Source organism: Kitasatospora sp. NPDC059722, from assembly GCF_042733235.1.
Taxonomy (GTDB): domain Bacteria; phylum Actinomycetota; class Actinomycetes; order Streptomycetales; family Streptomycetaceae; genus Kitasatospora.
The window spans coordinates 6,893-33,081 of record NZ_JBHWGD010000065.1; the positions used below are offsets into that span (position 1 = coordinate 6,893).

Below are 26,189 nucleotides of genomic sequence, written 5' to 3' on the forward strand. Positions count from 1 at the left end.
CGCCCTCTCTCGCCTCCCCACGCGCCCGCACCCCCGCGGGGGCTCTCACTCGCGGCGGGCGGGGCCGAGCCGCCGGTCGCCGCCGCGCCGGCCCCCCGCGCTCGTTTCGGGACGGCCTTTCGGGCCGGGCCGCTGGGGACGGCCGTCAGGCGGCGGCCTCGAAGCGGCGCAGCCGGAGGCTGTTGGTGACGACGAAGACCGAGGAGAAGGCCATCGTGGCCCCGGCGATCATCGGGTTGAGCAGTCCGGCGGCGGCCAGCGGGATCGCGGCGGCGTTGTAGCCGAAGGCCCAGCAGAGGTTGCCCCGGATGGTGCCGAGGGTCCGGCGGGAGAGCCGGATGGCGTCGGCGGCGGAGCGCAGGTCGGCGCGGACCAGGGTGAGGTCGCTCGCCTCGATGGCGGCGTCGGTGCCGGTGCCCATGGCGAGGCCGAGGTCGGCCCGGGCGAGCGCGGCGGCGTCGTTGACGCCGTCGCCGACCATGGCGACCGAGCGGCCCTCGGCCTGGAGGCGTTCGACGACGGCGACCTTCTCCTCGGGCAGGACGCCGGCGATCACGTCCTCGGGGGCGATGCCGACCTCGGCGGCGACGGCCTCGGCGACGGCCCGGTGGTCACCGGTCAGCAGGACCGGGCGCAGGCCGAGCGCGCGCAGTTCGGCGACGGCCCGGGCGCTGGTCGGCCGGACCGCGTCGGCGACCTCCAGGACGGCCCGGGCCTCGCCGTCCCAGCCGACCGCGATCGCCGTCCGCCCGGCCGCCTCGGCGGTCCGCTTGGCCGCGGCCAAGCGTTCGGGCAGGGGCCGGGCGTGCTCCGCGAGGAGTTCCTCCCGGCCGGCGACCACCGCGTGGCCGTCGACGACGCCCCGGACGCCGAGGCCCGGGATGCTCTCGAAGCCGTCGACGGGCGGCAGCCCGCCGGTCCGCTCGGCCGCGGCGCCGGCGATGGCGGCGGCGATCGGGTGCTCGGAGGCGTGTTCCACGGCGCCCGCGAGGCGCAGGGCCTCGGTCTCGGTGACGCCGTCGGCGGTGTGGACGGCGAGCAGGGTCATCCGGCCGGTGGTGACGGTGCCGGTCTTGTCGAGGACGATGGTGTCGACCTTGCGGGTCGTCTCCAGCACCTCCGGGCCCTTGATCAGGATGCCGAGCTGGGCGCCGCGGCCGGTGCCGACCATGAGGGCGGTCGGCGTGGCGAGGCCGAGGGCGCACGGGCAGGCGATGATCAGCACGGCGACGGCGGAGGTGAACGCCGCGGTCGGGCTGTCGGTGGCGAGGAGCCGGCCGACCAGGGCGGCGAGCGCGATCAGCACGACGACCGGGACGAAGACGGCGGAGATCCGGTCGGCGAGGCGCTGGGCGGCGGCCTTGCCGTTCTGGGCGTCCTCCACGAGCTTGGCCACGCGGGCGAGGCGGGTGTCGGTGCCGACTCTGGTGGCCTCGACGACGAGCCGGCCGCCCGCGTTGACGGTGGCGCCGGTGACGGCGTCGCCGGCGGCGACCTCGACCGGGGCGGACTCGCCGGTGAGCATCGAGGCGTCCACGGCGGAGGTGCCCTCGACGACGACGCCGTCGGTGGCGATCTTCTCGCCGGGACGGACCACGAACCGGTCCCCCACCGCGAGTTCGGCGATCGGGACCCGGACCTCGCGGCCGGCCCGGCGCACCGCCACGTCCCGGGCGCCGAGGTCCAGCAGGGCGTGCAGCGCGGCGCCGGCCCGGCGCTTGGAGCGGGCCTCCAGGTGGCGGCCGAGCAGGATCAGCACGGTGACGGCGGCGGCCGTCTCCAGGTACAGCGTGGACGAGGCGTCGGTGTCGCCGACCGTGAGCGAGAACGGGTGGTGCATCCCCGGCACCCCGGCGTGGCCCCAGAACAGCGCCCAGAACGACCAGCCGAAGGCGGCCAGGGTGCCGAGCGACACGAGGGTGTCCATCGTCGCGGCGCCGTGCTTGAGGTTCGTCCAGGCGGCGCGGTGGAACGGCAGGCCGCCGTACACGACGACCGGGCCGGTGAGGGCGAAGGCCAGCCACTGCCAGTTGGCGAACTGCAGGGCCGGGACCATCGACAGCAGCACCACGGGGATGCCGAGGAGGGTGCTGATCCGCAAGCGGTCGAGCAGGGGGTCGGCGTGCGGCTCCGGCGTGGCGGCCTCGGCCGGCCCGGGCGCGGCGGCCGCCGGGGGCGCCGGGAGTTCGGCGGTGTAGCCGGTGCGCTCCACCGTGGCGATCAGGTCCTCGACCGAGACGCCGGGGCCGTAGTCGATCCGGGCCCGCTCGGTGGCGAAGTTGACGGTGGCCTCGACGCCGTCCATCCGGTTGAGCTTCTTCTCGACCCGGGCCGCGCACGCGGCGCAGGTCATCCCGCCGATCGACAGCTCGACCCGGTCCGGGGCGTGCTCCCGGCCCCCCGTGCCGGTGGCGCCCTCGATCCCGGGTGCCGTCGTACTCATGCTGCTCCTAGGGACGGTGTGGCGTGGGGCGGCCGGCGGGCCCGCTGCCCGGGCCCGCCGTGCCGGACGGGCTCAGGCGCTGCGGCCGACCAGCTCGTAGCCGGCCTCGTCGACGGCCGCGCGGACCTGCTCGTCGTCCAACGGGGCGGCGGAGGAGACGGTCACGGTGCCGGCCTTGGCGTCGGCGGCCACCTCGGTGACGCCGGTCAGGGCGGACAGTTCCTCGCTGATCGCGTTCTCGCAGTGGCCGCAGCTCATGCCGGTGACGGTGTAGGTGATGGTGCTGGACATCCGGGCCTCCGGGAGGTCTGTGCGGCCCCGGGCGGTGCCCGGGTTCTCATGCTCATCACACCATACCCCTGCGGGGTATTCCGTGGAGGGGTGTGGTGATGCGGATCGCACCGCCGTCCGGGCGGTCCGGCGGTGCGCGGCGGGGCGCTCATGCCGGAGCGGACGGGAACTGGGCCGGGATCGGCGCCGCCCGGTCCCGCCGGGCCAGCACCCTCAGCCACAGCAGTCCACCCAAGGAGACCACGACCAGGCCGGCCGTGTCGTAGAAGGTGTAGAGGTGGACCTGCTCGGCGGTCGGGTCCGGCATGTGGCCGAGGTCGAACAGGGCGCGCTGCCAGTCGCTCGCGGTGGTCCTCGCGACCAGCCAGACGGCGATCCCGCCCATGCTGTCCCAGAGCGCGTGCAGCAGCGATACGCCCAGGTAGGTGACGACGACCGGAGTGGTGACCCGGAAGCGGCCGGCGCGCCGCTCGCGGAACAGCACGCCGCCGGCGATCGCCGTCCACAGGACGTGGCCGACCGGTGCCACCAGCCCGCGCAGGATCTCCGTCTCGACCAGGTCTCCAAGGGAGAGCCCCTGGACGCTCAGCACGGCGTTGAACGCGTATCCGGCGCTCTCGAAGGCCGCGAAGCCCGCGCCGACCGTCGCGCCCAGCACCAGCCCGTACCGCAGGCCGCTCACCCGCAGCCGCCGGCAGACCAGGACCAGCGCGGCGAGCTTGACCGCCTCCTCGATCAGGCCGACGCCCACGTACATCCAGACCGACGGCGAGAGCAGGTACGTCTCCAGGACGGAGGCGCCGAGGACGCCGATGATGCCGCCGAGGCCGAAGCAGGCGAGGATCCGGTCCGGGCCGAGGTCGGCCGCGTGGCGCTCGTACGCCCACACGACCACGGTGGCCGGCACGAGGAAGCTGCCGAGCAGCACGATCGTCGGGACGAGGTTGCTGTCGGCCGTGAAGAACGTGACGACGACCGTGGCGACCCACAGGGCCGAACCGGCGAGGAGGACCCGCGGCCAGTGCACCGGCTGCGCCGCCGGGCCGGTCCGGCGGTCGGAGATGCGCGAGGTGTTGCGGTACCCGGACACCGGTCGTGGCCTCCATCTGCGTGGCTGGTCTGGTCGGTTGCTCGCTCGGCCGGTCGCCCGGCTGCCGTGGTCGCACTGTATGACAAATGGGGTGTTTCGGTACGGTCCGTCCTGGTCCGGGAAGGGGTCGCGGAGGGTCCGTGCGGGGCGGCCGGTCGGGCTGCCGCGGGCTGGGGAGGGTGGGCGCCTTGATCGTCCGATATGTTCGATATGTGTTCCCGATCCGCCGCGCCCAGTCGCCCGCGGCCCCCACGGCCGCCGGGCTGCCACCGGACCGGCAGCGCGACGCCCTGCTGGCCGCGGACCTCCAGGACGTCCCGTTCTGGCGGCGGGCCACCCCGGCGGTCGCCGCGATCGTCGTGGTCGGCCTGGCCGACCTGCTCTCCGGCAAGGACCGCTACCTTGCGCCGCTGATGACCGTCGTCCCGGTGATCGCCGCGCTGACGCTCAGGCCCGGCGAGCTGTTCGCGGTCTGCGCGGTCGGGCTGCTCGCGGTGTTCGGGCTCAGCCGCTACGACGAGGTCGTCAACATCAACGACGCGCGGTTCGTCTACGGGGCGATGCTCAGCTACATCGTGCTGACGCTCTTCTCCGCCTGGGTCGCCAGGATCAGGATGCGGCGCGCGGCGGCGTTCGCGGCCGTCAGCTCCGTGGCGGAGGCCGCCCAGCGGGCGATCCTGCGGCTGCCGGGGCCGGTCGTCGGACCGCTGCGGCTGGCGGTGCGGTACGTGTCGGCGGCGGACGCCTCGCGCATCGGCGGGGACCTCTACTCGGTGCTGGAGACCCCGCACGGCACCCGGGTCGCGGTCGGGGACGTCCGGGGCAAGGGGCTCGCGGCCGTGCAGACGGCGGCGGTCGTGCTCGGCGCGTTCCGCGAGGCCGCGTACGACGAGACCGGGCTGCGGGGCGTCGCGGCGCGGGTCGAGGCGAGCGTCGAGCGGCACGTGCCGGACGGGGAGTTCACGACGGCGCTGTTCGTGGAGTTCCGCACGGCGGGGGTGATCGAACTGCTGCAGTACGGGCACGTGCCGCCGATCCGGGTGGACGGAGAGGGCAAGGCGCACGTGCTGGACTCGCCGGACCCGTGGGTGCCGCTCGGGCTCGGGCGGCTCGCGGCGGGGGAGCCGGTCAGCTGGGGGCGGGACTTCGGGGTGGACGACGTCCTCGTGCTCTACACGGACGGTGTGATCGAGGCCCGGCACCGCAGGAGCGGGGAGTTCTATCCGCTGGCGGAGCGGGTCGGGGACCTGGTGCAGGGGGCCGCGCGCTCGGCGGGGGAGCTGGAGGCGGCGGTGGAGCGGGTGTACGGGGATCTCCTGGCGCACACGGGCGGGAAGCTCGGGGACGACGCCTTGCTGCTGTTGATCACTCGGACGGATGACCAGGCGGCGGAGGGGGCGTGACGGGAGGGGTGTGACGGGAGGGGGCGCGACGGCGGGGATCCGCGGTCGCGCCCCCTCCCGGCTAGCCCGCCGTGACGTCGGCCAGGGTGCGGAAGATCAGGGCCGTCGAGGTGGCGCCCGGATCCTGGTGGCCCTTGCTGCGCTCGCCCAGGTAGGAGGCCCGGCCCTTGCGGGCCTGCAGGGCGGTTGTGTCGCGGGCGCCCTGTTCGGCGGCGTCGGCCGCCGCCGCGGCGGCCTCGGGCAGGTCGGCGCCCGCGGCCGCGGCGGTGCGGAAGGCGGCCACGGCCGGGGTGTACGCGTCGACGATGGTCTTGTCGCCGGGTTCGGCCTTGCCGAGGGCGCGGACGGCGTCGAGGCCGGCCGCGAGGGCCTCGGCGAGGGCGGACGGGCCCGCCGGTGCGGGCAGGGCGGCGCCGATCGCGCGGAAGGCCTTGCCGTACAGCGGGCCGGAGGCGCCGCCGACCTTGGAGATCAGCGTGGTGCCGGTCTTGGTGAGCACCGCGCCGGGGCCAGCCGGCCGGGGGCCGTCGAGTGCGGCCAGGGCGGCCAGGACGGCGGCGAATCCGCGCTGGAGGTTGCTGCCGTGGTCGCCGTCGCCGATCGCGGAGTCCAGCTCGGTGAGCCGGCCCTGCTCCTTCTCGACGGCGGCGGCGATCGCGCGGATCCAGGCCTCGGCCAGCGGGGTGTCGAAGTCCACGTGCGTCTCCTCGCTCAGGGCTCAGGCCCGCTTGAGGGCGGGGGTGTCGACGGGGGCGTCCCAGAGGTCCAGCAGCTGTTCGTCCGCCTTGGTGAGGGTTAGCGAGAAGCCCGCCATGTCGAGGCTGGTGACGTAGTTGCCGACGAGGCTGCGGGCCACCGTGATGCCGCGCTCGGCGAGCCGGGCGGCGACCTCGCCGTAGACGACGTACAGCTCCAGCAGCGGGGTGCCGCCCAGGCCGTTGAGCAGGGCGATGACCTCGTCGCCGGGGGCGAGGTGGTGGTCGGCGAGGATCGTCCCGACGACCTCGGCGGCCAGGTCGCGGGCCGGGCGCAGCTTCTCGCGGCGGCGGCCGGGTTCGCCGTGGATGCCGACGCCGACCTCGATCTCGTCCTCCGGCAGGTCGAAGCCGGGTTTGCCGGCGGCGGGGACGGTGGCGGCGGTGAGCGCGATCGCGAAGGAGCGGGAGGCGGCGTTGACGCGCTCGCCGAGGGCGGCGACGTCGTCGAGCGGGGCGCCGCGTTCGGCGAGGGCGCCGGCGGTCTTCTCGACGATGACGGTCGCGCCGGTGCCGCGGCGCCCGGCCGTCCAGGTGGAGTCCTCGACCGCGACGTCGTCGTCGACCAGGACGGTGCGGACCTCGACGCCCTCCTCGGCGGCGAGTTCGGCGGCGAGCTCGAAGTTCATGACGTCGCCGGTGTAGTTCTTGACGACGAGGACGACGCCCGCGCCGGAGTCGACGGCCTTGACCGCGGCCAGCACCTGGTCGGGCACGGGGGAGGTGAACACCTCGCCGGGGCAGGCGGCGTCGAGCATGCCGCGGCCGACGTAGCCGGCGTGCAGCGGTTCGTGCCCGGAGCCGCCGCCGGAGACCAGCGCGACCTTCGGCGCGCCGGGGCGGGCGGCCCGGGTGACCACGCGGTTGGCGACGTCCACCGTCAACTCGGGGTGGGCGGCGGCGAATCCGGTCAGCGCGTCCTCCAGGACGCTCTCCGGGGTGTTGATCAGCTTCTTCAACGTTCTTCGCTCCCTCGGTCAGGACGCTGCTGCCGTGATTGCTGTCGCCCCGACGCTATGCCAGCCGGGGGCGCGACGGCACGGGATGCGACACGCGCGGCCCCTGCCGCCCGCCCGGAACGGCTTTCGGAGCGGCCCGCGGCGCGGCTTCCGGAGTGCCTTTCGGAGCGGCGCGGCGGGTCGTAGGGTCGGGGCATGACCGAACACGTGGGTATCGTCCTGGTCTCGCACAGCGCCCAACTCGCCGCCGGGCTGCGGGAGCTGCTCGGCGAGCTGGCCCCGGACGGGGTGCGGGTGGTGGTCGCCGCCGGGACGGAGGACGGCGGGCTCGGCACCAGCTACGACCTGATCGCCCGGGCCGTCGGCGAGGCGGACGGCGGGGCGGGCGTGGTCGTGCTGCCCGACCTCGGCAGCTCGGTGCTGACCGCGGTGACCGTGCTGGAGGACGCGCCGCGGCCGGGCGTGCGGCTGGTGGACGCGCCGTTCGTGGAGGGCGCGGTGGCCGCCGCGGTGACCGCCTCGACCGGGGCGGGGCTGGCCGAGGTGGTCGCGGCGGCCGAGGAGGCGCGCGCCTTCCGCAAGCTGTGACGGCCGGCCGCTGCTTCTACTCCTACTTCGCGTCCGCGTAGCAGTCGACGACGGCGGTGGTGAGCGGGAAGCGGACCGGGGTGTCGCCGAAGACCAGCAGCCGGGCCTCGTCGGCGGCCTCGGCGACGGCGGCGGCGACCTCGTCGGCGAGGTTGGCCGGGGTGTGCACGATGACCTCGTCGTGCTGGAAGAACACCAGGTGCGGGCGGTCCTCCGGGACGGCCGCGGGCAGGGTGTTCAGCCGCCGGCGCAGCGCCGCGAGCAGGGCGAGGGCCCAGTCGGCGGCGCTGGCCTGGATGACGAAGTTGCGGGTGAAGCGGCCGCGGGCGCGGGCCCAGCGGCCGCCGGCCTCGGCGGCGGTGTCGGGCGCCTCGGTGAGGTCGAGGAAGTCGGCGGAGGCGGGCGGGCAGGCCCGGCCGAGCCGGGAGACGACCACGCCGCCGTCCTCGCCGGTGCGGGCGGCGGCCTCGACGTAGCCCATCGCGGCGGGGTAGCGGTGGCGCAGGGTGTTGAGGAGGGGGCCGATGTCGCCGCTGGTCTGCCCGTACATGGCGCCGAGCAGGCCGAGCTTGGCCTTGTCGCGGTCGCCGCGGAAGGCGCTGGCGGCGAGGGCCTCGTAGAGGTCGCCGCCGGCGGCGGTGCGGGCGAGGCCGGCGTCCTGGGAGAGCGCGGCGAGCACCCGGGGCTCCAGCTGGGCGGCGTCGGCGACGACGAGCAGCCAGCCGGGGTCGGCGACGACGGCGCGGCGCAGGATGCGCGGGATCTGCAGGGCGCCGCCGCCGCGGCTGGCCCAGCGCCCGGAGACGACGCCGCCGACGACGTACTCGGGCCGGAACCGGCCGCCGCGGGCCCAGGCGTCCTGCCAGGCCCAGCCGTGGGCGGCGTGGATCCGGGCGAGCTCCTTGTAGCGGATGAGCAGCTGCGCGGCCGGGTGGTCGACGCGTTTGAGCTCCCAGGACCGGGTGGAGCTCAGCTGGATGCCCCGGTCGGCGAAGGCGCGCAGCACCTGGGTGTGCGAGTCGGGGTTGAACGGGCGCCCGCCGAGGGAGCGCTGGAGTTCGGCGGCGAGGTCGGCGAGCAGTTTGGGCTGGGCCCCGGGCACGGTGGGGCGGGGGCCGAGGAGTTCGGTGAGCAGGGCGTCGTGGACGTCGGCGCGCCAGGGCAGGCCGTCGTGGGCCATCTCGGCGGCGACCAGGGCGCCGGCGGACTCGGCGGCGACCAGCACGCGGAAGCGGTGCCGGGCGGCCGGGTCGGTGATCGCGGCGATCCGGCGCTGCTGTTCGGCGTGGACGGCGACGACGGCGGCCAGCGGGTCGGCGCCGGGCGGCAGTTGGAGCCGGTCGGGGGCGAAGAGGGTGTCCTGGCCGTCGTCCGTCTCGGCGGAGCCCGGCTCGGGCAGGTCGTCCGGGACGGGCAGGCCGCGCAGCCGGGACCAGGCGGCGCCGAGCGAGCGGGGCGCGCCGAAGCGGCCCTCGTGGGAGAGCAGGAGGGCCTCGACGAGTCGCAGGTCGTGGCAGCGGCCGACCCGGTCGGGCAGTCGGGGCAGCAGCGGGGCGTAGGCGCTGTCGGCGGCGGCCCAGACCCAGCGGGGCCCCGGCCGGGAGTCGCCTCCGGCGGCCTCCCGGGCGGCGACCGCGGCGGCGAGGTCGGGGACGGTCTCGGGCGGGCCGAGCGGGGCGCCGGCGTCGTCGAGCGGCTGGAGCCGGCCGCCGGGGCCGTGCGGATCGGGGACCAGGGCGGTTCTGGGGGCCACGGGGGCTCCTCCTCTCGGGGCGCGGGGGCGGCTCTCGGTGTCGGTGGCGGTTGTCGGTGGCGGTGCCGGCGGCGGCGCCGGTGTACGGGTCGGGTACGCGTGTGCGGACCTGCGGGGGTCCGGGATCGACGGTAGCCGGTGGGTACGACAACGGCGGACGACGCGGGGCCGGAATCGCGTAGGCAGCGCGCGGGACACGGCGTAGGGTCCGTGAAATGACCGAGAACCCGTTCTTCAAGGCCAGCACCCTGGTCTTCGAACTGCCGCCCTTCGCCGAGATCCGTGAGGAGCACTACCTGCCGGCCTACGAGCGCGGGATGGCCGAGCAGCTGGCCGAGATCGCCGCGATCACGGCCGATCCGCAGCCGCCGACCTTCGCCAACACGCTGGTGGCCCTGGAGCGTTCCGGCGAGGTGCTGCGCCGGGTGGGGGTGGTCTTCCGCAACCAGGTGTCGGTGGACACCAACGACGTCGTCGACGAGGTGGACGCGAAGGTGAGCCCGCTGCTGGCCGCGCACCACGACGCGATCCACCTGGACCGGGCCCTGTTCGCCCGGATCGAGGACCTGTACGGGCGCCGCGCCGAGCTCGGCCTGGACCCGGAGTCGCTGCGGCTGCTGGAGCGCCGGCACACCGCGTTCGTCCGCTCCGGCGCCCGGCTGGGCGCGGCCGAGCAGGAGCGGCTGCGCGAGCTGAACGCCGAACTCGCCGCCCTCGCCACGACCTTCCAGCAGAACGTGAACGCCGCCACCAAGGCCGCCGCGCTGGTCCTGGACTCCGCGGACGAGCTCGACGGCCTGTCGGCCGACGCCGTAGCCGCGGCCGCCGAGAACGCCCGGGTGCTCGGCCACGACGGAAAGTACGTGCTGAGCCTGCGCAGCACCTCGGGCCAGCCCGAACTGGCGCTGCTGACCGACCGGTCGGTGCGCGAGCGCCTGCTCGCCGCCTCGCTCGGCCGGGCCGCGGACGTCAACGGCCCGGTCGCGATCCGGATGGCCGCCCTGCGCGCCGAGCGGGCCGGGCTGCTCGGCCACCCGACCCACGCCGCGTACGTCGTGGCCGACGAGACCGCGGGTTCGGTCGAGGCGGTGTCCGGGCTGTTGTCGCGGCTGGTCGAGCCGGCGGTGGCGATCGCCCGCCGGGAGGCCGCCGAACTGGCGGAGGCGGCCGCGGCGGACGGGATCGCGGAGCTCGCCGCGCACGACTGGGCGTACTACTCGGAGAAGGTCCGGCAGGCCTCGTACGAGGTCGACGCGGCCGCGCTGCGCCCGTACTTCGAGCTGGAGCGGGTGCTGCACGACGGCGCGTTCTTCGCCGCCGGGCTCGCGTACGGGATCAGCTTCACCGAGCGGCCGGACCTGACGGCCTACCACCCGGACGCCCGGGTCTTCGAGGTCGCCGAGGAGGACGGCACCCCGCTGGGCCTGTTCGTCGGGGACTTCCACGCGCGCGCGTCCAAGCGCGGCGGCGCGTGGATGGACGAGCTGGTGTCGCAGTCCGCGCTGACCGGCCGGCGGGCCGTGGTGATGAACAACCTGAACGTCCCGAAGCCGGCTCCGGGCGAGCCGGTGCTGCTGACCTGGGACGAGGTGCGCGTCCTCTTCCACGAGTTCGGGCACGCGCTGCACGGGCTGTTCTCGGACGTGCGCTACCCGCTGTTCGCGGGCACGGCCGTGCCCCGGGACTTCGTCGAGTTCCCGTCGCAGGTCAACGAGATGTGGATGGTCCGGCCCGAGGTGTTGGCCAACTACGCCCGCCACCACGTGACGGGGGAGCCGCTGCCGGCCGAGCTGGTCGAGCGGATGGTCGCGGCCGAGGGTTTCGGCCAGGGCTTCCGGACGGTGGAGTACCTGGCGGCGACGCTGCTGGACTGGGCCTGGCACACCCTGCCGCGGGGCCGGGAGGTCGCCGACGCCGGGGAGTTCGAGGCGCGGGTGCTGGAGGAGGCCGGGCTCGCGGTGCCGGCGATCCCGCCGCGCTACCGGTCGGCCTACTTCCAGCACGTCTTCGCGGGCGGTTACAGCGCCGGGTACTACGCGTACATCTGGTCGGAGGTGCTGGACGCGGACACCGTGCGGTGGTTCGGGGACAACGGCCGCTCGGTGCGGGAGAGCGGCGAGGAGTTCCGGCGCGAGCTGCTGTCGCGCGGGTTCAGCCGCGACCCGCTGGAGTCGTTCCGCGCGGTGGTCGGGCGGGCGCCGGAGACCGGGCCGCTGCTGGCGCGCCGGGGGCTGGCCTGATCGCCCCGGTCAGTTCGGGGTGAGCGTGACCGTCACCGGGGTGCCCGGGCGGGCGTGCGGGAGCCGGATCCGGACGCTGCCCGCGCGCCCGTCCGCGGGCGGGCGGACCTCGACCCGGGCGTCGGCGGGCGAGACGGCGACCTGCGCGCCGCGCGGGAACGCGGCGGGCGGCAGGACGAGTTCGCTGCCGCGCCCGGTGCCGTCGGCGTCCCAGCGGACGGTGTCCGGGCCGGTGCGCACGTCCGTCCCGGCGACGGCCGCGGGGTACGGGCCGAACGCGGGCCCGTCGCCGGGGGCGGGCCGCCCGGCCGGGTCGAGCGCGCAGTAGCCGCCGTCGCCGCGGCACCAGTACCACATCGTCCAGCCCGCGGCGAAGCCGTCCATCGCCGCGACCTGCTCCCGGACCAGCCGGGTGTTGCCCGGTGTGCGGGAGTCGGGCGGGCCCCACTCGCCGACCAGGACGGGCAGCCGGTGCGCGGCCGGGTAGGCGGTGATCGCGGCGGTGTAGTGCTCGACGAAGCCGTCGGACGGGTCCCAGTCGGCGCCGTTCTCGACGGCGGTGTCGTAGAAGTGCGGCGCGTAGCCGAGCCGGGGCGCGCCGGGCCGGGGGTCGTCGAAGCCCGGCAGCCGGGTGGGCACGCCCTGGCCGACCAGGACGGTCGGTTCGACGAACAGCCAGGCGCGGCGGTCGACGCGGCGGACGGCGGCGATCAGGCGGCGGTACATGTCGGCGAGCCGGCCCTGTTCGAGGGCGGCGGAGGCGGCGGCGAGGACGGCCGGGTCGGTGGGGTCGCCGTCCACCGGGCCGAAGGGCTCGTTGAACAGGTCGTAGCCCAGCAGCGAGCGGTGGCCGCGCAGTTCGCGGGCGAGCCGGGTGTAGAAGTCGGCCTGCCAGGCGCGCAGGTCGGGGTCGTCGTAGAGGTGGCGGAAGGCGGCCTGGACGGCGGGCTGGAAGTAGCCGGCGAACCAGTCGTTCGGATCGGGGGTGAACGGCAGGCCGTCGTCCCGGGTGGCCCAGCGCGGGATGCCGCGGTCGCCGCCGCCGAACGCGGGCCCGTAGACGTCCTGGTGGAAGTCGACGAGGGCGAGCACGCCGTAGCGGTCGGCCCGGCCGAGGAGCCGCTGGAGGCGGTCGAGTTCGGCCGGGTCGAGGCGGCCTCGCTCGGGCTCCAGCCGGTTCCAGGAGACCGCCACGCGGATCAGGGTGAAGCCCTGGGCCGCGATGGACCTGACGTCCGCCTCGGTGGCCTCGGCGTACTTGTCGAGGTTGAAGCCGCGCAGCTGGAGCCGGCGGCCCCGGGCGTCGGTGAGCGCGGTGCGGCCGTCCGGGCCGGTGGCGGTGCCGGTCGGGAAGCGGGCCGCCGTGGCCCCGGCGGCCTCACCGGCGGACGCGCCGGGGGCGCCGGCCAGGACGGCGGTGGCGGCGAGCAGCAGGGCAACGGCGGTGCGGCGCAGGCGCATTCGGACCTCGCACGGCGGTGGGTGGGGCCCGATGATGCCCGCGCTGCCGGGGCCGGCACAAGGGGCCGGACGAAAGGCTTCAGACGGCGCCGTTCGCCTCGGCCGGTTCGGCGGGTGCGGCCGGCAGGACGGCGGTCGGCAGGTCCGCGGCGGCGGCGAGGCGGCCCCAGAGCAGGTCGGCGAGGGCCTGGACCATGCGGGTGCGCGAGCAGGGCTTGGACTCCAGCCACCAGTCGCCGGCCGCCAGCACCATGCCGGTGATGCCCCGGCCCCAGGCCTCGGCGAGCAGGTCGCGGTCGGCGCCGAGGTCGACCTGGCTCTGCACGGCCCGGGTGATCTCCTCGGCGATCTGCCGCAGCGCGGGGGCGAGCGCGTTGCCCGCGCCGGTCGGGTCGCCGGGCTCGGGGTGGGTGAGCAGCCGGTAGACCTGCGGGCGGGCCTCGATGCCGGCCAGGTAGGTGTCCAGGACGTGCTCGACCCGGTCGCGGCGCTCCAGCGGTGCGGCGAGCGCGGCCCGCACGGCGGCCAGCAGGCCGCCGGTGTGGCGCTCGGTCAGGGCCCGGATGAGGCCGTTCCGGTCGCCGAAGTGCCGGTAGAGGATCGGCTTGGTGATGCCGGCCTCGGCGGCGATGGCGTTCATGCTCGCGGCCGGGCCCTCGCGCTGGATGACCCGGTCGGCGGCGTTGAGCAGCTGCTCGCGGCGGGGCTCTCGGGACATGCGCTGCTCCTCGGGTCGGGTGGGCCGGCGCGGGGGGCGCCGGGCGGTGCGGGGCGTTGACACCGGTTACCAATCAGTAGCAGACTCCGACGATGTTACCCCGGGTAACACCCCGGTCGGCCGTACCCCTTCTGCGGAGGCAAGCACCATGAGCAGCACGTTCTCGATGGACCCGGGTGCGGACCAGCTCGCCGTGCGCGACTGGCTGCACGGCTTCGCCGCCGACGTGGTGCGGCCCGCCGCGGCCGAGTGGGACGAGCGCGAGGAGACCCCCTGGCCGGTCATCCAGGAGGCCGCCAAGCTCGGCATCTACTCGCTCGACTTCTACGCCCAGCAGTACTTCGACCCCTCCGGCGTCGGCATCCCGATCGTCATGGAGGAGCTGTTCTGGGGCGACGCGGGCATCGGCCTGTCCATCGTCGGCACCACGCTGGCCGCCGTCGCCGTGCTCGCCAACGGCACCGACGAGCAGATCGGCACCTGGACGCCGCAGATGTTCGGCACCCCCGACGACGTCAAGGTGGCCGCCTTCTGCTCCTCCGAGCCGGACGCCGGCTCCGACGTCTCCGCGCTGCGCACCCGGGCCGTCTACGACGAGGCCAAGGACGAGTGGGTGCTCAACGGCACCAAGACCTGGGCCACCAACGGCGGGATCGCCGCCGTCCACGTCGTCGTCGCCACCGTCGACGCGGAGCTCGGCGCCCGCGGCCACGCCTCCTTCGTCGTCCCGCCGGGCACCCCCGGACTGAGCCAGGGCCAGAAGTTCAAGAAGCACGGCATCCGGGCCTCGCACACGGCCGAGGTCGTCCTGGACGGCGTCCGGGTGCCCGGCAGCTGCCTGCTCGGCGGGAAGGAGAAGCTGGACGAGCGGCTGGCCCGGGCCCGCGAGGGCGTGCGCAAGAGCGGTCGGGGCAACGCGGCCATGGCCACCTTCGAGGCCTCCCGCCCGGCCGTCGGCGCGCAGGCGATCGGCATCGCGCGGGCCGCGTACGAGGTCGCGCTGGACTACGCGAAGACGCGCGAGCAGTTCGGCCGCCCGATCATCGACAACCAGGGGGTCGCCTTCCAGCTGGCCGACATGCGGACCCGGATCGACGCCGCCCGGCTCCTGGTGTGGCGGGCCTCCTGGATGGCCGTCAACAACCGGCCGTTCACCGCGGCCGAGGGCTCGATGTCCAAGCTGTACGCGGGCGAGACGGCCAAGTGGGTCACCGCGCAGGCGATGCAGATCCTCGGCGGCAACGGCTTCACCCGGGAGTACCCGGTGGAGCGGATGCACCGGGACAGTGCGATCTACTCGATCTTCGAGGGGACCAGCGAGATCCAGCGGCTGGTGATCGCCCGCGCGATCTCGGGGATGCCGATCCGCTAGCCGGGCCTCAACGGGCCAGCCAGAAGGTGAGCCCGGCGCTGAGGGCGCCCACCACCGTGCCGACGACGGTCTGCGCGGTGGTGTGGTCCCGCAGCACCGTCCGGGACCAGCCGACGACGGCGACCAGCGGGGAGAGCGCGAGCCACCACGGGCCGAGCGCGATCGCCAGGCAGACCACCGCGCCGCTGGTGACGGCGGTGTGCACGGAGACCTTCCACCACACGGTGATCACCAGGATCGGGATCAGCGACGCGAACATCGCGGCCACCAGCGCGGTCAGGTCGGCCGGGGCGGCGAGCCACAGCATCACCGCGAAGGCGATCGCGACCGAGCCCATGATGAACGGCAGGACCGTCAGCCGGCTCTGCCGGTGGCCGACGTGCCGGTCCCCGACGGTGCCGAGGCGCATGGCGCGCTGGATGAACAGGGTCGGGATCACGGCCGCGAACAGCGCGGCGAAGGCCGCCCAGGCGATGCCCTTCCAGCCGTAGCGCAGGCCGCCGAGCAGCGGCAGCAGCACGACGATCACGTTCTTCGGCTCGACGCTGTCGGTGATCCGCCGGGCCCAGAGCGTGTGGGGGGCGGGGGCGGTCGCGGCTTCGGTCATCGGGGTCGCTGCTCCGGGGATCGGTCTGGTCGCTCTGGGCGGCCCGGGTGGTCGTGGGGCGGTCGGGCCGGATGATCGTACGTGCGCGCGGCCGCCGGCCCGCGGTCGGGCCGGTGGGAAACGGGCCGGTGGGAAGCGGGCCGGTCGCACATGCGCCGGTAGGAAACAGGTCGGTCAGAACCGGGCCGGGCGGCCCTCCAGGAACGCGGCCAGCCCCTCGTGCACGTCCGAGGCCTCCCGGGAGCGCCGCTCCCACGGCTCCAGGGCCGCCGCCGCCCGCTCCTCCGGGACGGCCAGGGCGGCCTTCACCGCGCCGATCGTCTGCGGCGAGCGCCTGGTCAGCAGCCGGGCGAACTCCAGCGCGGCGGCGTCCAGTTCGGCGTCCGGCAGGGCCTGCTCGGCGAGGCCGAGCGCGAGCGCGTCCCGGCCCCGCACCAACTCGCCGGAGAACAGCAGGTACTTGGCGCGTGCCGGGCCGACCAGCCGGGCCAGCCGCAGGGTCGGCACCGCCGGGTAGACCACGCCGAGCTTGGCCGGGGTGATCCCGAGCCGGGCGTCCTCGGCGACGAACCGCAGGTCGCACGCGACGGCCAGCTGGCAGCCGCCGCCGACGCAGGCGCCCCGGACGGCGGCGATCGTCGGGTGCGGGAAGGCGGCCAGCGCCTCCTCGGCGGCGACGTTGACCGCGTGGTAGGCGTCCGCGCGCTCCGGATCGCCGTACACCTCGGCGAGTTCGGCGATGTCCGCGCCCGCGCTGAAGGTGCCGCCGGCGCCGGTCAGCAGCAGGGCGCGGACGCCCGCGTGCTCGGCGAGCTCCCGCAGCACCCCGGGCAGCGCCCGCCAGATCGCCAGGGTGACCGCGTTGCGCCGGTGCGGGCGGGCGAACTCCAGCACCGCGACGCCGTCCTCGCCGACGTGGGCGTGCAGCCCGTCGGCGCGGGCGGGCAGGGTGGTGCGCTCCCGCGTCAGCAGCGACCGGTCCGTGCGGTCCTCGTGGTCCGTGCGGTCCTTGTGGTCGCCGTGGTCCGTGGGGTCCATGCGGGCGGCACCTCCGGGTCTCGTGGTGCGCCCACTCTCTCAGGCGGCGCCGACGCAGTAGTCGCCGAGGCCCCGCTCGACGAGGGCGAACGCGCGGTGGGCGCGGTCGAGGGCGGCGGGCAGGGCCTCGGCGGCGCGCTCGCCGGCCAGCACGCGGAGCTGGTTCTCGGTGGTCAGGGTCACCCGGACGGCCAGCAGCTGGGCCCCGGCGACCCGGGCGGTGAGCTCGTCGTGGGCCGGGTCCTGGGCGAGCAGCTCGGCGGTGAGCAGTGCCTGGGCCTCGCGGCCGAAGCCGGCGGTGGCGCGCGTCGCGAGGGCGGGGGTGCCGTGCACCAGCCGGACCACGTCGAGCACGACCCGGTCGTCGTTGAGGCCGGTGGCCGGGTCGAGCCGTTCCAGTGCGGCCAGGAAGTGGTCGCGCAGGGCCGTCACCGCCGAAGCGCCCGGGGCACGGTCGCGCACCACCCGGGCCGGCTCGTCGAGGTGCTGCTCCATCGGGCCCATGACCAGGTCTTCCTTGGTGGGGAAGTAGTTGAAGACGGTCATCTTGGACACCTCGGCGGCGGCCGCGATCTCGGCCACGGACACCTGGTCGAAGCCGCGTTCGGCGAACAGCCCGATGGCCGCGCGGAAGATCCGGATGCCGGTCTGGATCTTCTTGCGCTCGCGCAGCGGGAGCGCGTCGAGGTCGCGGCCGGGGCCGAGGTCCAAGCCGTGGTTCGTCGCCATGGCCCGACTGTACCAGGCTCAAAGATGGTCCGGGATGAAGTTTTGTCTCGGCCGAAGAATCGATCGGGCTAAAGAATTGACTCGGTACATGTTGGCTGCCATCGTGGTGGACGTGCCGCCGGGCCGCACCGGTCCGGCTCCGAACTCCACCGTCTCCGGGGGGACTTACCGATGGCATCCGAAAGCCCGATGACACCCGCCCAGCGCAGACTGGGCATGCTGCTCTGCATGGTCACGATCGTGCTGGCCATCCTCGACTCGAACATCGTGTCCGCGGCCACCGTGCCGATCGTCCGCGACCTCGACCCGGTCCACGGCGTCGACCGGCTGCCCTGGCTGATCAGCGCGTTCTCGCTGGCCGCGACCGCCCTCCTGCCGCTCTACGGCAAGCTCTGCGACGTCTACGGCGCCAAGCGCGTGCTGCTCGGGGCGGTCGGCACCTTCCTGCTCGGCTCGGCGGCCTGCGGCGCGGCGCAGACGATGGGTCAGCTGATCGCCTTCCGGGCCGTCCAGGGCATCGGCGGCGGCGGGCTGATGAGCGTCACGATGGTCGTCATCGCCCACCTCAAGGACCCGGCGGAGCGCGGTGCCGGCAAGGGCGGCGCGATGGGCGGCATCTTCGCGGGCGTCGGCATGGCCGTCGGTCCGCTGGTGGGCGCGCTGTTCACCGACCACGTCGGCTGGCGCTGGATCTTCTACGTGAACCTGCCGCTCGGCCTGCTCGTCCTGGTCGGCACCGCCCTGGTGCTCAAGCTGCCGCGGACGGTCGGCCGCCGCGGCCTGGACTTCCTCGGCGCCGCCCTCGCGGCCGCTTTCGCCACCGGCCTGCTGCTGGTCACCGAGTGGGGCGGCAAGGACTACGCCTGGACCTCCCCGGTGATCCTCGGGACCGCCGCCGCCACCCTCGCCGCGCTCGGCCTCTTCCTGTGGCGCCAGGCCACCGCCGCCGAACCGGTGCTGCCGCTCTCGCTGTTCCGGATCCCGGTCGTGCGGATCGGCTTCGCCGTCCAGGGCCTCGCCGGGATGGGCATGATGGGCGCGATCGTGTACGTGATGATCTACCTGCAGATCGCCCGGGGGGTCGCCCCGACCTCGGCCAGCCTCTACCTGATCCCGATGGCCGCCGGGATGACCGCGTCCGGCGTGCTGGTCGGCCGGCTGACCGCCCGGGGCCACGCGCCGCGCACCTTCCTGGTGGCCGGGGCCGCCTTCGGCGCGCTCGCCCTCGCCCTGCTGGGGCTCAGCGGCCCGGACACCGGCCTGTGGGCGGTCGGCCTCGAACTCGCCCTGCTCGGCGCCGGGTTCGGCCAGCTGATCGGCCAGCTGATCCCGCTGGTCCAGGACGCCGCCCCGCGGCACCAGCTCGGCGTGGCGACCACCGGCATCCGGTTCTTCCAGACCCTCGGCAACGCGCTCGGCGCGGCGCTCTTCGGCACGCTGCTGGCCCGGGTCTTCGCGGAGGGCGAGCCCGGCCGGTCGATGGGCGCGCTCCGGACGCTGACCGGGGCGGCCCGGGACCACGCGGTGCGCAGCTTCACGGACGCGGTCGACGTCGTCTTCCTGTCGGCGGCCGGGGTGATGGGGCTGGTGCTGCTGCTCGCGCTGCGGCTGCGGACGCCGGCCGCGGAGGTGGCGGCCGACGCGGCGGACCGGCCGGTGCTGGCGGCCTGAGCGGGGCCCGTGCGCGGTCGGTGCGTCGAGGAGCGGGGCCCGGTGGAACGTGGGGAATCCACCGGGTCCCGCTCCTCGCGCGGCCCGGCCGTCAGGCCTGCGGCTTCCACTCGGTCGCCAGGATCCCCCAGATCTGCTTGTCGTGGCGGACGCCGTTGTGCGGGTACCACTCGCGCAGGGTGCCGTCCAGCGTCATGCCGAGCCGCTCGGCGACGGCGCGGCTGCGGGCGTTCCCGGCGGAGCACCACCACTCGGCGCGGTGCAGGCCCCGGGTGGCGAAGGCGTAGTCGAGCAGGTGCCGGACGGCGGCGGTGATCAGCCCGCCGCCCTCGCCGGCCGGCTCGGTCCAGGCACCGATCTCGCAGACGCCGTTCTGGGTGCTGAAGCTCACGAACATCACGCCGCCGACGAGCGTGCCGTCGCGCCAGATGCCGAAGATCCGGCCGGCGTCGGCGGCCTGCTTGTCGGCGTAGCGCTGCAGGGTGGCGCGGGCCGAGTCGAGGTCGGTGGAGTAGCCGGCCCACGGGATCCACGGGTCGGTGTGGGCCCGGGCGCGGTCGATGTGGGCGAGGAACTCGGGGGCCTGCCACGGCTCCAGCGGGCGCAGTTCGGCGTTCTCGGCGAGCGGTACGGCAAACAAGGGTGGGGCCTTTCCGGGGAGGGCGCGGGACGGGCGTTCCGCCTGGAGCATCATTCATAACAAACGTTTGGTATGTACGATAGCCCCCATGACACCGGCCCGTGGAGACCATGACGCCCGCCGCCTCGCAGTCTCCGAGGGAGTCTGGCGGGTGCTCTCGACCCGCGGCTTCGAAGGGCTGACGCTGCGCGCGGTGGCCGCCGAACTGGGCGCCTCCACCGGTCTGCTGACGCACTACTTCCCCAACAAGCGGGCCCTGCTGGGCCACGCGCTGGAGGAGCTGGACCGGCGCTCGCTCTCCCGGCCCCGGCGCACCGCCCCGGCCGACGGCACCCCGCCGCCGCCCGCCGGGCTGGCCCGGCTGCGGGCCGCGCTGCTCGACGTCCTGCCGCTGGACGAGGCCGCCGTGGCCGGCAACCGGATCTGGGTCGGCTCCTGGGACGTCGCCCTGGCCGACGCCGAGCTGACGGCCGCCCACGCGGGCCGCTACGGGCGCTCGCGCGAGGCCCTGGCGGGGCACGTGGCGGACGCGCAGCGGCTCGGGGAGCTCCCGGCCGGGACGGACGCCGGGGAGCTCGCGGCGGGCGCGCAGGCCTTCGTGCTGGGGCTGGTGGTGCAGGCGCTGTTCTCGCCGGGGGAGTTCCCGCCGGAGCGGCAGGTCGCGCTCCTGGACGCCCACCTGGCGGGGCTGGCGGGGTCTCCTGCGCCTTCCGGGCCTCCTGTGCCTTCCGGGCCTTCGGTGTCGGACGCGGGCTGAACTCCGGGGCGGGGCCCGGGGCCGGTCGTGCGCCGGAACGGCCGAATCCGCACCGAGAGGGCGGATTCGCCGGATTTCCGTCGTTCGGCGGGCGTCGTGCGTTTGGTCCTCAGTGGCGCCGAATGCCGGAGTGAGTTTCTCGCGATGCCCATGACACGCATTGTCACGGGTTATGAGCGGTGCGTGTGCGGGTGATTTCCCGGCGGCCGCGACGGCGGCCCGCGAATTGGCAGGTGGTGCCCCCAGCAGGATTCGAACCTGCGACCTACCGCTTAGAAGGCGGGTGCTCTATCCGCTGAGCTATGGGGGCGGGACGGGCGGCGCCCGGGTGGGCGTGACCGTTGCCGGGATCGGGCGGCGGGCGCGTGGGGCGCCCGGGTCCGTCCCCGTACCTGAGGGTTGGGGGTGGGGGTTGGCAAGCCCTCGCCCTGTCGGGGACAGGATAAGGGTGTCCAGTTCCTCGGCCGGGTTCGACGGCACCGCCGTTGGTGTGTCGGCTCCGGTGGAGCGGTCCGATAATCGCAGGTGAACGCCGTGTGTGCAGCGTTCTGGCAGTGTTCCGCGCCGGACGTTGTGCAGTCGTTACGGGGCTGCCGCCTCACCCGTTATGGATTCGGCACGGAGAAACTACCGCGTGCGGCGCGGGTGGGGGACCCTATTCGGCTTCCTTCGGTCGGATGACGTGGGCGGACGGCGGGCGGTCCGCGTTCCCCGGCGGAGGGGAGGGCCGGGAAGGGTCCCGATTGTTGTCATGCTCGCGAAGAGTCTGGGGTCCGCAGGGGAGCGGAAGGGCGAAATTCACCCCTGCGAGTGACAAGAGTTTTCCACAAGGCCGAGTTGTCCACAGGATTTCGGAACTTCCTGGCGGGGATTTCCCGTGAAGCGCACTCTCGTCACGCACCGGTCGATTCCGTACGGTGCATCGGCGAGAACGGAGAGTGCGTTGTGAACGAGACTCAGGTGACGGTGATCGGCAATGTCGCGACGGAGGTGAGCTACGGCGAAACGGGCAGCGGCGTGCCGATGGCCAACTTCCGGCTCGCGTCCACCGAGCGGCGGTACGACCGCGAGCGCCAGTGCTGGGTGGACGGCGAGACGCAGTGGGTGACGGTGACGGCCTGGCGGGCGCTGGCGGTGAACCTGATCGGCTCGCTCTCCAAGGGGGATCCGGTGGTGGTGAGCGGTCGGCTCCGGGTGCGGGAGTGGGCCGAGGGCGAGGGCAAGCGCGGCCGGGTGGAGGTCGACGCCAGATCGGTCGGACACGATCTCAACCGCGGTACCTCGGCGTTCCGTTGGGCGGCGGGTGCGCGGGGGCACCCGCCGGCGGCGGTCGTCGCGGCGGGCGGCGAGTCCGGCGGGTCGCCCGCGGGCGAGGCGGTGCCGGGGTGGATCGCGGACGCCCTGGCCGCGCGGAAGGCCTCGGCGGCGGCCTCCGCGGCGGTCGCGGCGCCTCCTGACGGTGGGGCGGATGGGACGGATGCGGCGTCCGAGGGGGCGTCCGGTGACGGTGGCGAGGTGTCCGGAAAAGGAAGCGGAGGTGACGTCCAGGGGCTGCTGATCTGACGCCGGGTCGATCAAAAGTGTCGACAAATATGTAGATCGAGGCGGTTGTTGCGCCCGCACGCGCAATCTCCGCCGGATAACAGAAAGTGGCGGAGAGTTCTGGCCGATCGTCAGCTTGTGTGGAAACTGGGAGGGTTGATAACGATACAGATACGGAATCGTCCTGATTTCGCATGGAGGTTTCCGGACCTCTGGGGGTCAATAGGATTCATCTGGTTCATACCCCGCAGCGGCGCCACAGGGGGCGCGCGCGGCAAGGCAAGTCGGCGGGCTGCCCATCGGCACGGCCCGGCCCGGAGGGAAACCAGATGGTTCAGATGCAGGGGCGGAGTCTTCCCCGCATAGCTAGTGTCATGCTCACGACCAGCATTGCGCTGGGCGGAGGTCTGTTCGCGGCCGGTGCGGCGGCTGCGGCCGCACCTGGCTCGGGCGTGACCGCCATCGTCCAGGACACGATGCTCGGCGAGCGGATCGACATCGAGGGCGGCGACACCGTCAACGGCGGTCTGTTCACGCTCAAGACGGACAGTGGCGAGCTCAAGACCTACTGCATCGACTTCGGCAACCCCGTGTACCTCGACAGCGGGGCGCAGTACCAGGAGTCGGACTGGAAGTCGAGCTCGCTCGGCCGCAAGGACAAGGCGCAGGACGCCTCCAAGATCCGCTGGATCCTGGAGAACTCCTACCCGCAGGTCACCGACCTCGCCAAGCTGTCCACGGACGCCGGCGTCACCGGTCAGCTCTCCCCGGAGGACGCCGCGGCCGGCACCCAGGCCGCGATCTGGAAGTTCTCGGACGGCAAGAACGCCACCCCGCAGGACTCCAAGGCCAAGCAGCTGCGCGACTACCTGATCGGCGACAAGAACAAGGGTGTCGCGGCCGAGCCGAAGCCCTCGCTCACCCTCGCCCCGGAGTCCGTCTCCGGGAAGTCGGGCGGCAAGCTCGGCCCGTTCACGCTCAACTCCAGCGCCGCCCAGGTGAAGCTGGCGGTGGCCGGTTCGGCCGCCGACAAGATCAAGGTCCTCGACAAGGACGGCAAGCAGGTCAACGGCGTCCTGAACGGCCCAATCGCCAAGGACACCCAGCTCTTCCTCGACGTCCCGGCCGGCACCCCGGACGGTGGGGCCACCCTCACCGCCTCGGCCGAGACCGTCGTCCCGAGCGGCCGTGTCTTCCTCAGCGAGGGCTACACCCCCGAGAAGCACAGCCAGACCATGATCCTGGCCGGCTCCAGCAAGCTGAGCGTCAGCGCCACCGCCAAGGCCACCTGGAAGCAGGGCAAGGGCGCGCTGCTCGACAGCATCGCCCAGGTCGAGTGCGACAGCAACGGCGTGCGGGTCACCGTCGCCAACGGCGGTGACGAGGCCGGCACCGTCAACGTGAAGCCGGTGGGCAAGGACCTGGTCGTCCAGCCCGGCAAGACCGAGAGCCTGGTCGTCCCGGTCACCAACAAGGCCGCCTACGACATCACCGTCACCGGCCCGAACGGCTACACCAACAACTTCAAGGGCATCCTGGACTGCAAGGGCACCGGCACCACCCCGGTGACCCCGAGCTCCGGCCCGTCCACCCCGGCCGCCACCGGCAAGCCGTCCACCCCGGCCGGCACCCCGTCCGCCTCGGTGAGCACCGCCGCCCACCCGGCCCCGGCCGTCACCAGCTCGGCCCCGGGCACCGGCGGTCTGGCCCAGACCGGTGCCAGCAGCAACACCCCGATCCTGGCCGGCGTCGCCGGCGCCCTGGTCATCGCCGGTGGTGCCGCGGTCTTCTTCCTGCGTCGCCGTGGCCGCCACGGTGGCAGCGCCGCCTGAACCGGTAGCACGCACTAGCCGCACGGCTCGGTAGCGCGACGGGGGCGGGGGGGGGGCGCGCCCCCGCCCGCGGGGGGGGGGGGGCGGGGGGGGCGGCGCGCGCGGGGGGGGGGGGCCGCCCGGCGGCGCCCCCGCCCCCCCCGGGCCCCCCCCCCCCCCCCCCCGGCGGGGCCCCCCCCCCCCCCCCCCCCCCCCCCCCGGGGGGGGGCCCCCGGGCCCGTCGGCGTTGCGGGAGGCATCGGGGGAGGCGTTCCGCGAGGCGTTCCGGCCGGCTGGAGCGGTCGGGCCGGAGCGGGTGCGCCGCAGGTGGGCCCGGCGCGAGCCCGCCGGCCCGTCCGGTATACCCCGGTGGGGTCACCCGGGCGGTTCGGGGCTCCCGGCCGGTGCGGCACAATGGAAGGCTGCAAGCCGAATTACTCCCGACGACGCCGGAGCGATCTCACGTGGCGGAATACATCTACACGATGCGCAAGGTGCGCAAGGCGCACGGAGACAAGGTCATCCTTGACGACGTGACGCTCAGCTTCCTCCCCGGGGCGAAGATCGGCGTCGTGGGCCCCAACGGTGCCGGTAAGTCCACCGTGCTGAAGATGATGGCCGGCCTGGAGCAGCCCTCCAACGGCGACGCCTTCCTCTCGCCCGGTTTCACCGTCGGCATGCTCCTCCAGGAGCCGCCGCTCGACGAGTCCAAGACGGTCCTGGAGAACGTCGAGGACGGCGTCAAGGAGATCAAGGGGAAGCTCAACCGCTTCAACGAGATCGCCGAGCTGATGGCGACCGACTACTCGGACGCGCTGCTCGACGAGATGGGCAAGCTCCAGGAGGACCTGGACCACGCCGAGGCCTGGGACCTGGACGCCCAGCTGGAGCAGGCCATGGACGCCCTGGGCTGCCCGCCCGGCGACTGGCCGGTCACCAAGCTCTCCGGTGGCGAGAAGCGCCGCGTGGCGCTCTGCAAGCTGCTGCTGGAGGCGCCCGACCTGCTGCTCCTCGACGAGCCCACCAACCACCTGGACGCCGAGTCGGTGAACTGGCTGGAGCAGCACCTGGAGAAGTACAAGGGCACCGTCGTCGCCGTCACCCACGACCGGTACTTCCTGGACAACGTCGCCCAGTGGATCCTGGAGCTCGACCGCGGCCGCGCCTACCCGTACGAGGGCAACTACTCCACCTACCTGGAGACCAAGCAGTCCCGTCTCAAGGTCGAGGGGCAGAAGGACGCCAAGCGCGCCAAGCGCCTCAAGGAAGAGCTCGAGTGGGTCCGCTCCAACGCCAAGGGCCGCCAGGCGAAGTCCAAGGCCCGTCTGGCCCGCTACGAGGAGATGGCGGCCGAGGCGGACAAGATGCGGAAGCTGGACTTCGAGGAGATCCAGATCCCGCCGGGCCCGCGCCTGGGCAGCGTCGTCATCGAGGTCGAGAACCTCAACAAGGCCTTCGGCGAGAAGGTCCTGATCGACGACCTGAGCTTCACCCTGCCGCGCAACGGCATCGTCGGCATCATCGGTCCGAACGGCGCCGGCAAGACCACCCTGTTCAAGATGCTCCAGGACCTGGAGACCCCGGACAGCGGCACGGTCAAGGTCGGCGAGACCGTCAAGATCAGCTACGTCGACCAGACCCGCTCCAACATCGACCCGAAGAAGACCCTCTGGGAGGTCGTCTCCGACGGTATGGACTGGATCAACGTCGGCCAGGTCGAGATGCCGTCCCGCGCCTACGTGTCGGCCTTCGGCTTCAAGGGCCCGGACCAGCAGAAGCCGGCCGGCGTGCTCTCCGGCGGTGAGCGCAACCGCCTGAACCTGGCGCTCACCCTCAAGCAGGGCGGCAACCTGCTGCTCCTCGACGAGCCCACCAACGACCTCGACGTCGAGACGCTCTCCTCGCTGGAGAACGCCCTGCTGGAGTTCCCCGGCTGCGCCGTGGTCATCTCCCACGACCGCTGGTTCCTGGACCGGGTGGCCACCCACATCCTCGCCTACGAGGGCGAGAGCAAGTGGTTCTGGTTCGAGGGCAACTTCGAGTCGTACGAGAAGAACAAGATCGAGCGACTGGGCGCCGACGCCGCCCGTCCGCACCGGGCCACCTACAAGAAGCTGACCCGCGGCTGACACCCAGCTGTCACGACGGCCCGGCAGACTGCCCCCCGGGGCGGCCTGCCGGGCCGCGGCCCGCCGCCGCCGACCCGCGGCGGGCGGCCGGTCACCGAGGAGAACACCAGTGGCTGTGTCTTATACACAACTGACTCTGCCGACGACAAAGACAGTTTATATCTCTGTGGGCGCCGTCTCAATAAAAAGTTG

The 26,189-nt window shown here is 74.1% G+C and carries 21 protein-coding genes and 1 tRNA gene; 9 read left to right on the forward strand and 13 right to left on the reverse strand.

The features are described 5' to 3' along the window. Window positions 1-145: 145 nt before the first annotated feature. The 3 genes from ACFV4F_RS31665 to ACFV4F_RS31675 form a co-directional block, all read right to left on the reverse strand. Window positions 146-2,443 carry a heavy metal translocating P-type ATPase gene (locus ACFV4F_RS31665; protein ID WP_380507617.1) on the reverse strand — a complete coding sequence of 766 codons (2,298 nt, stop codon included), beginning with the start codon at window positions 2,441-2,443 and terminating at the stop codon, window positions 146-148. Between the two features lie 72 nt (window positions 2,444-2,515). Further along, a complete protein-coding gene (locus tag ACFV4F_RS31670) occupies window positions 2,516-2,734 on the reverse strand; it encodes a heavy-metal-associated domain-containing protein (RefSeq protein WP_380436654.1) in 219 nt (72 codons plus the stop codon). A 148-nt stretch (window positions 2,735-2,882) separates the two neighbouring features. Next, window positions 2,883-3,824, reverse strand: a complete 942-nt coding sequence (locus tag ACFV4F_RS31675) for a PrsW family intramembrane metalloprotease (protein WP_380507620.1) — start codon at window positions 3,822-3,824, stop codon at window positions 2,883-2,885. A 212-nt stretch (window positions 3,825-4,036) separates the two neighbouring features. On the opposite strand from ACFV4F_RS31675, the gene ACFV4F_RS31680 reads away from it, so the two are divergent. Then, the gene (locus ACFV4F_RS31680; RefSeq protein WP_380436658.1) at window positions 4,037-5,227 is read left to right on the forward strand and encodes a PP2C family protein-serine/threonine phosphatase; all 1,191 of its coding nucleotides are present in this window, start codon (window positions 4,037-4,039) and stop codon (window positions 5,225-5,227) included. A 61-nt stretch (window positions 5,228-5,288) separates the two neighbouring features. Here the strand turns inward: ACFV4F_RS31680 and dhaL are convergent, their stop codons facing one another. After that, window positions 5,289-5,924 carry a dihydroxyacetone kinase subunit DhaL gene (gene dhaL / locus ACFV4F_RS31685; RefSeq protein WP_380507622.1) on the reverse strand — a complete coding sequence of 212 codons (636 nt, stop codon included), beginning with the start codon at window positions 5,922-5,924 and terminating at the stop codon, window positions 5,289-5,291. Between the two features lie 21 nt (window positions 5,925-5,945). Next, on the reverse strand, window positions 5,946-6,941 hold the full coding sequence (gene dhaK / locus ACFV4F_RS31690) for a dihydroxyacetone kinase subunit DhaK (protein ID WP_380436663.1): 996 nt from the start codon (window positions 6,939-6,941) through the stop codon (window positions 5,946-5,948). Window positions 6,942-7,136: 195 nt separating this feature from the next. Between dhaK and dhaM the strand changes: the two genes are divergently transcribed. Beyond that, window positions 7,137-7,529 carry a dihydroxyacetone kinase phosphoryl donor subunit DhaM gene (gene dhaM / locus ACFV4F_RS31695; protein ID WP_359966560.1) on the forward strand — a complete coding sequence of 131 codons (393 nt, stop codon included), beginning with the start codon at window positions 7,137-7,139 and terminating at the stop codon, window positions 7,527-7,529. Between the two features lie 22 nt (window positions 7,530-7,551). On the opposite strand, the gene ACFV4F_RS31700 is transcribed toward dhaM, so the two are convergent. Next, window positions 7,552-9,282, reverse strand: coding sequence for a bifunctional 3'-5' exonuclease/DNA polymerase (locus ACFV4F_RS31700; RefSeq protein WP_380436664.1), 1,731 nt, complete (start codon window positions 9,280-9,282; stop codon window positions 7,552-7,554). A 215-nt stretch (window positions 9,283-9,497) separates the two neighbouring features. On the opposite strand from ACFV4F_RS31700, the gene ACFV4F_RS31705 reads away from it, so the two are divergent. After that, the gene (locus ACFV4F_RS31705) at window positions 9,498-11,522 is read left to right on the forward strand and encodes a M3 family metallopeptidase (protein ID WP_380507625.1); all 2,025 of its coding nucleotides are present in this window, start codon (window positions 9,498-9,500) and stop codon (window positions 11,520-11,522) included. A gap of 9 nt (window positions 11,523-11,531) precedes the next feature. Here the strand turns inward: ACFV4F_RS31705 and ACFV4F_RS31710 are convergent, their stop codons facing one another. Next, window positions 11,532-12,983: a cellulase family glycosylhydrolase gene (locus tag ACFV4F_RS31710; RefSeq protein ID WP_380507628.1), complete on the reverse strand. Its 1,452-nt coding sequence runs from the start codon at window positions 12,981-12,983 to the stop codon at window positions 11,532-11,534. A 79-nt stretch (window positions 12,984-13,062) separates the two neighbouring features. Further along, window positions 13,063-13,701, reverse strand: coding sequence for a TetR family transcriptional regulator (locus ACFV4F_RS31715; protein ID WP_380507630.1), 639 nt, complete (start codon window positions 13,699-13,701; stop codon window positions 13,063-13,065). A gap of 148 nt (window positions 13,702-13,849) precedes the next feature. Between ACFV4F_RS31715 and ACFV4F_RS31720 the strand changes: the two genes are divergently transcribed. Next, window positions 13,850-15,073: an acyl-CoA dehydrogenase family protein gene (locus ACFV4F_RS31720; RefSeq protein WP_380436671.1), complete on the forward strand. Its 1,224-nt coding sequence runs from the start codon at window positions 13,850-13,852 to the stop codon at window positions 15,071-15,073. 7 nt (window positions 15,074-15,080) lie between these two features. Here the strand turns inward: ACFV4F_RS31720 and ACFV4F_RS31725 are convergent, their stop codons facing one another. From ACFV4F_RS31725 to ACFV4F_RS31735, 3 genes are all read right to left on the reverse strand, one after another. Next, a complete protein-coding gene (locus ACFV4F_RS31725; protein WP_380507633.1) occupies window positions 15,081-15,680 on the reverse strand; it encodes a hypothetical protein in 600 nt (199 codons plus the stop codon). A gap of 174 nt (window positions 15,681-15,854) precedes the next feature. Then, window positions 15,855-16,718, reverse strand: coding sequence for an enoyl-CoA hydratase/isomerase family protein (locus ACFV4F_RS31730; RefSeq protein WP_380436675.1), 864 nt, complete (start codon window positions 16,716-16,718; stop codon window positions 15,855-15,857). A gap of 39 nt (window positions 16,719-16,757) precedes the next feature. Further along, window positions 16,758-17,447, reverse strand: coding sequence for a TetR family transcriptional regulator (locus ACFV4F_RS31735; RefSeq protein WP_380507636.1), 690 nt, complete (start codon window positions 17,445-17,447; stop codon window positions 16,758-16,760). A gap of 171 nt (window positions 17,448-17,618) precedes the next feature. Between ACFV4F_RS31735 and ACFV4F_RS31740 the strand changes: the two genes are divergently transcribed. Next, on the forward strand, window positions 17,619-19,118 hold the full coding sequence (locus ACFV4F_RS31740; protein ID WP_380493383.1) for an MFS transporter: 1,500 nt from the start codon (window positions 17,619-17,621) through the stop codon (window positions 19,116-19,118). Window positions 19,119-19,209: 91 nt separating this feature from the next. On the opposite strand, the gene ACFV4F_RS31745 is transcribed toward ACFV4F_RS31740, so the two are convergent. Beyond that, window positions 19,210-19,758 (reverse strand): GNAT family N-acetyltransferase, encoded by a 549-nt coding sequence (locus ACFV4F_RS31745; protein WP_380436681.1) that lies wholly within the window; start codon window positions 19,756-19,758, stop codon window positions 19,210-19,212. Between the two features lie 88 nt (window positions 19,759-19,846). Between ACFV4F_RS31745 and ACFV4F_RS31750 the strand changes: the two genes are divergently transcribed. Further along, window positions 19,847-20,515, forward strand: a complete 669-nt coding sequence (locus tag ACFV4F_RS31750; protein ID WP_380507639.1) for a TetR/AcrR family transcriptional regulator — start codon at window positions 19,847-19,849, stop codon at window positions 20,513-20,515. Window positions 20,516-20,749: 234 nt separating this feature from the next. On the opposite strand, the gene ACFV4F_RS31755 is transcribed toward ACFV4F_RS31750, so the two are convergent. Then, window positions 20,750-20,825: transfer RNA gene (locus tag ACFV4F_RS31755), tRNA-Arg, on the reverse strand. 635 nt (window positions 20,826-21,460) lie between these two features. Between ACFV4F_RS31755 and ACFV4F_RS31760 the strand changes: the two genes are divergently transcribed. The 3 genes from ACFV4F_RS31760 to ettA all read left to right on the forward strand — a co-directional run bounded on the left by ACFV4F_RS31760 (window position 21,461) and on the right by ettA (window position 25,997). Next, window positions 21,461-22,078 (forward strand): single-stranded DNA-binding protein, encoded by a 618-nt coding sequence (locus ACFV4F_RS31760; protein WP_380507642.1) that lies wholly within the window; start codon window positions 21,461-21,463, stop codon window positions 22,076-22,078. A gap of 353 nt (window positions 22,079-22,431) precedes the next feature. Next, complete coding sequence (locus tag ACFV4F_RS31765) at window positions 22,432-23,889, forward strand: Cys-Gln thioester bond-forming surface protein (protein WP_380436688.1); 1,458 nt, start codon at window positions 22,432-22,434, stop codon at window positions 23,887-23,889. Between the two features lie 443 nt (window positions 23,890-24,332). Further along, window positions 24,333-25,997: an energy-dependent translational throttle protein EttA gene (ettA, locus tag ACFV4F_RS31770; RefSeq protein ID WP_380499424.1), complete on the forward strand. Its 1,665-nt coding sequence runs from the start codon at window positions 24,333-24,335 to the stop codon at window positions 25,995-25,997. The last annotated feature ends 192 nt before the right edge of the window (window positions 25,998-26,189 follow it).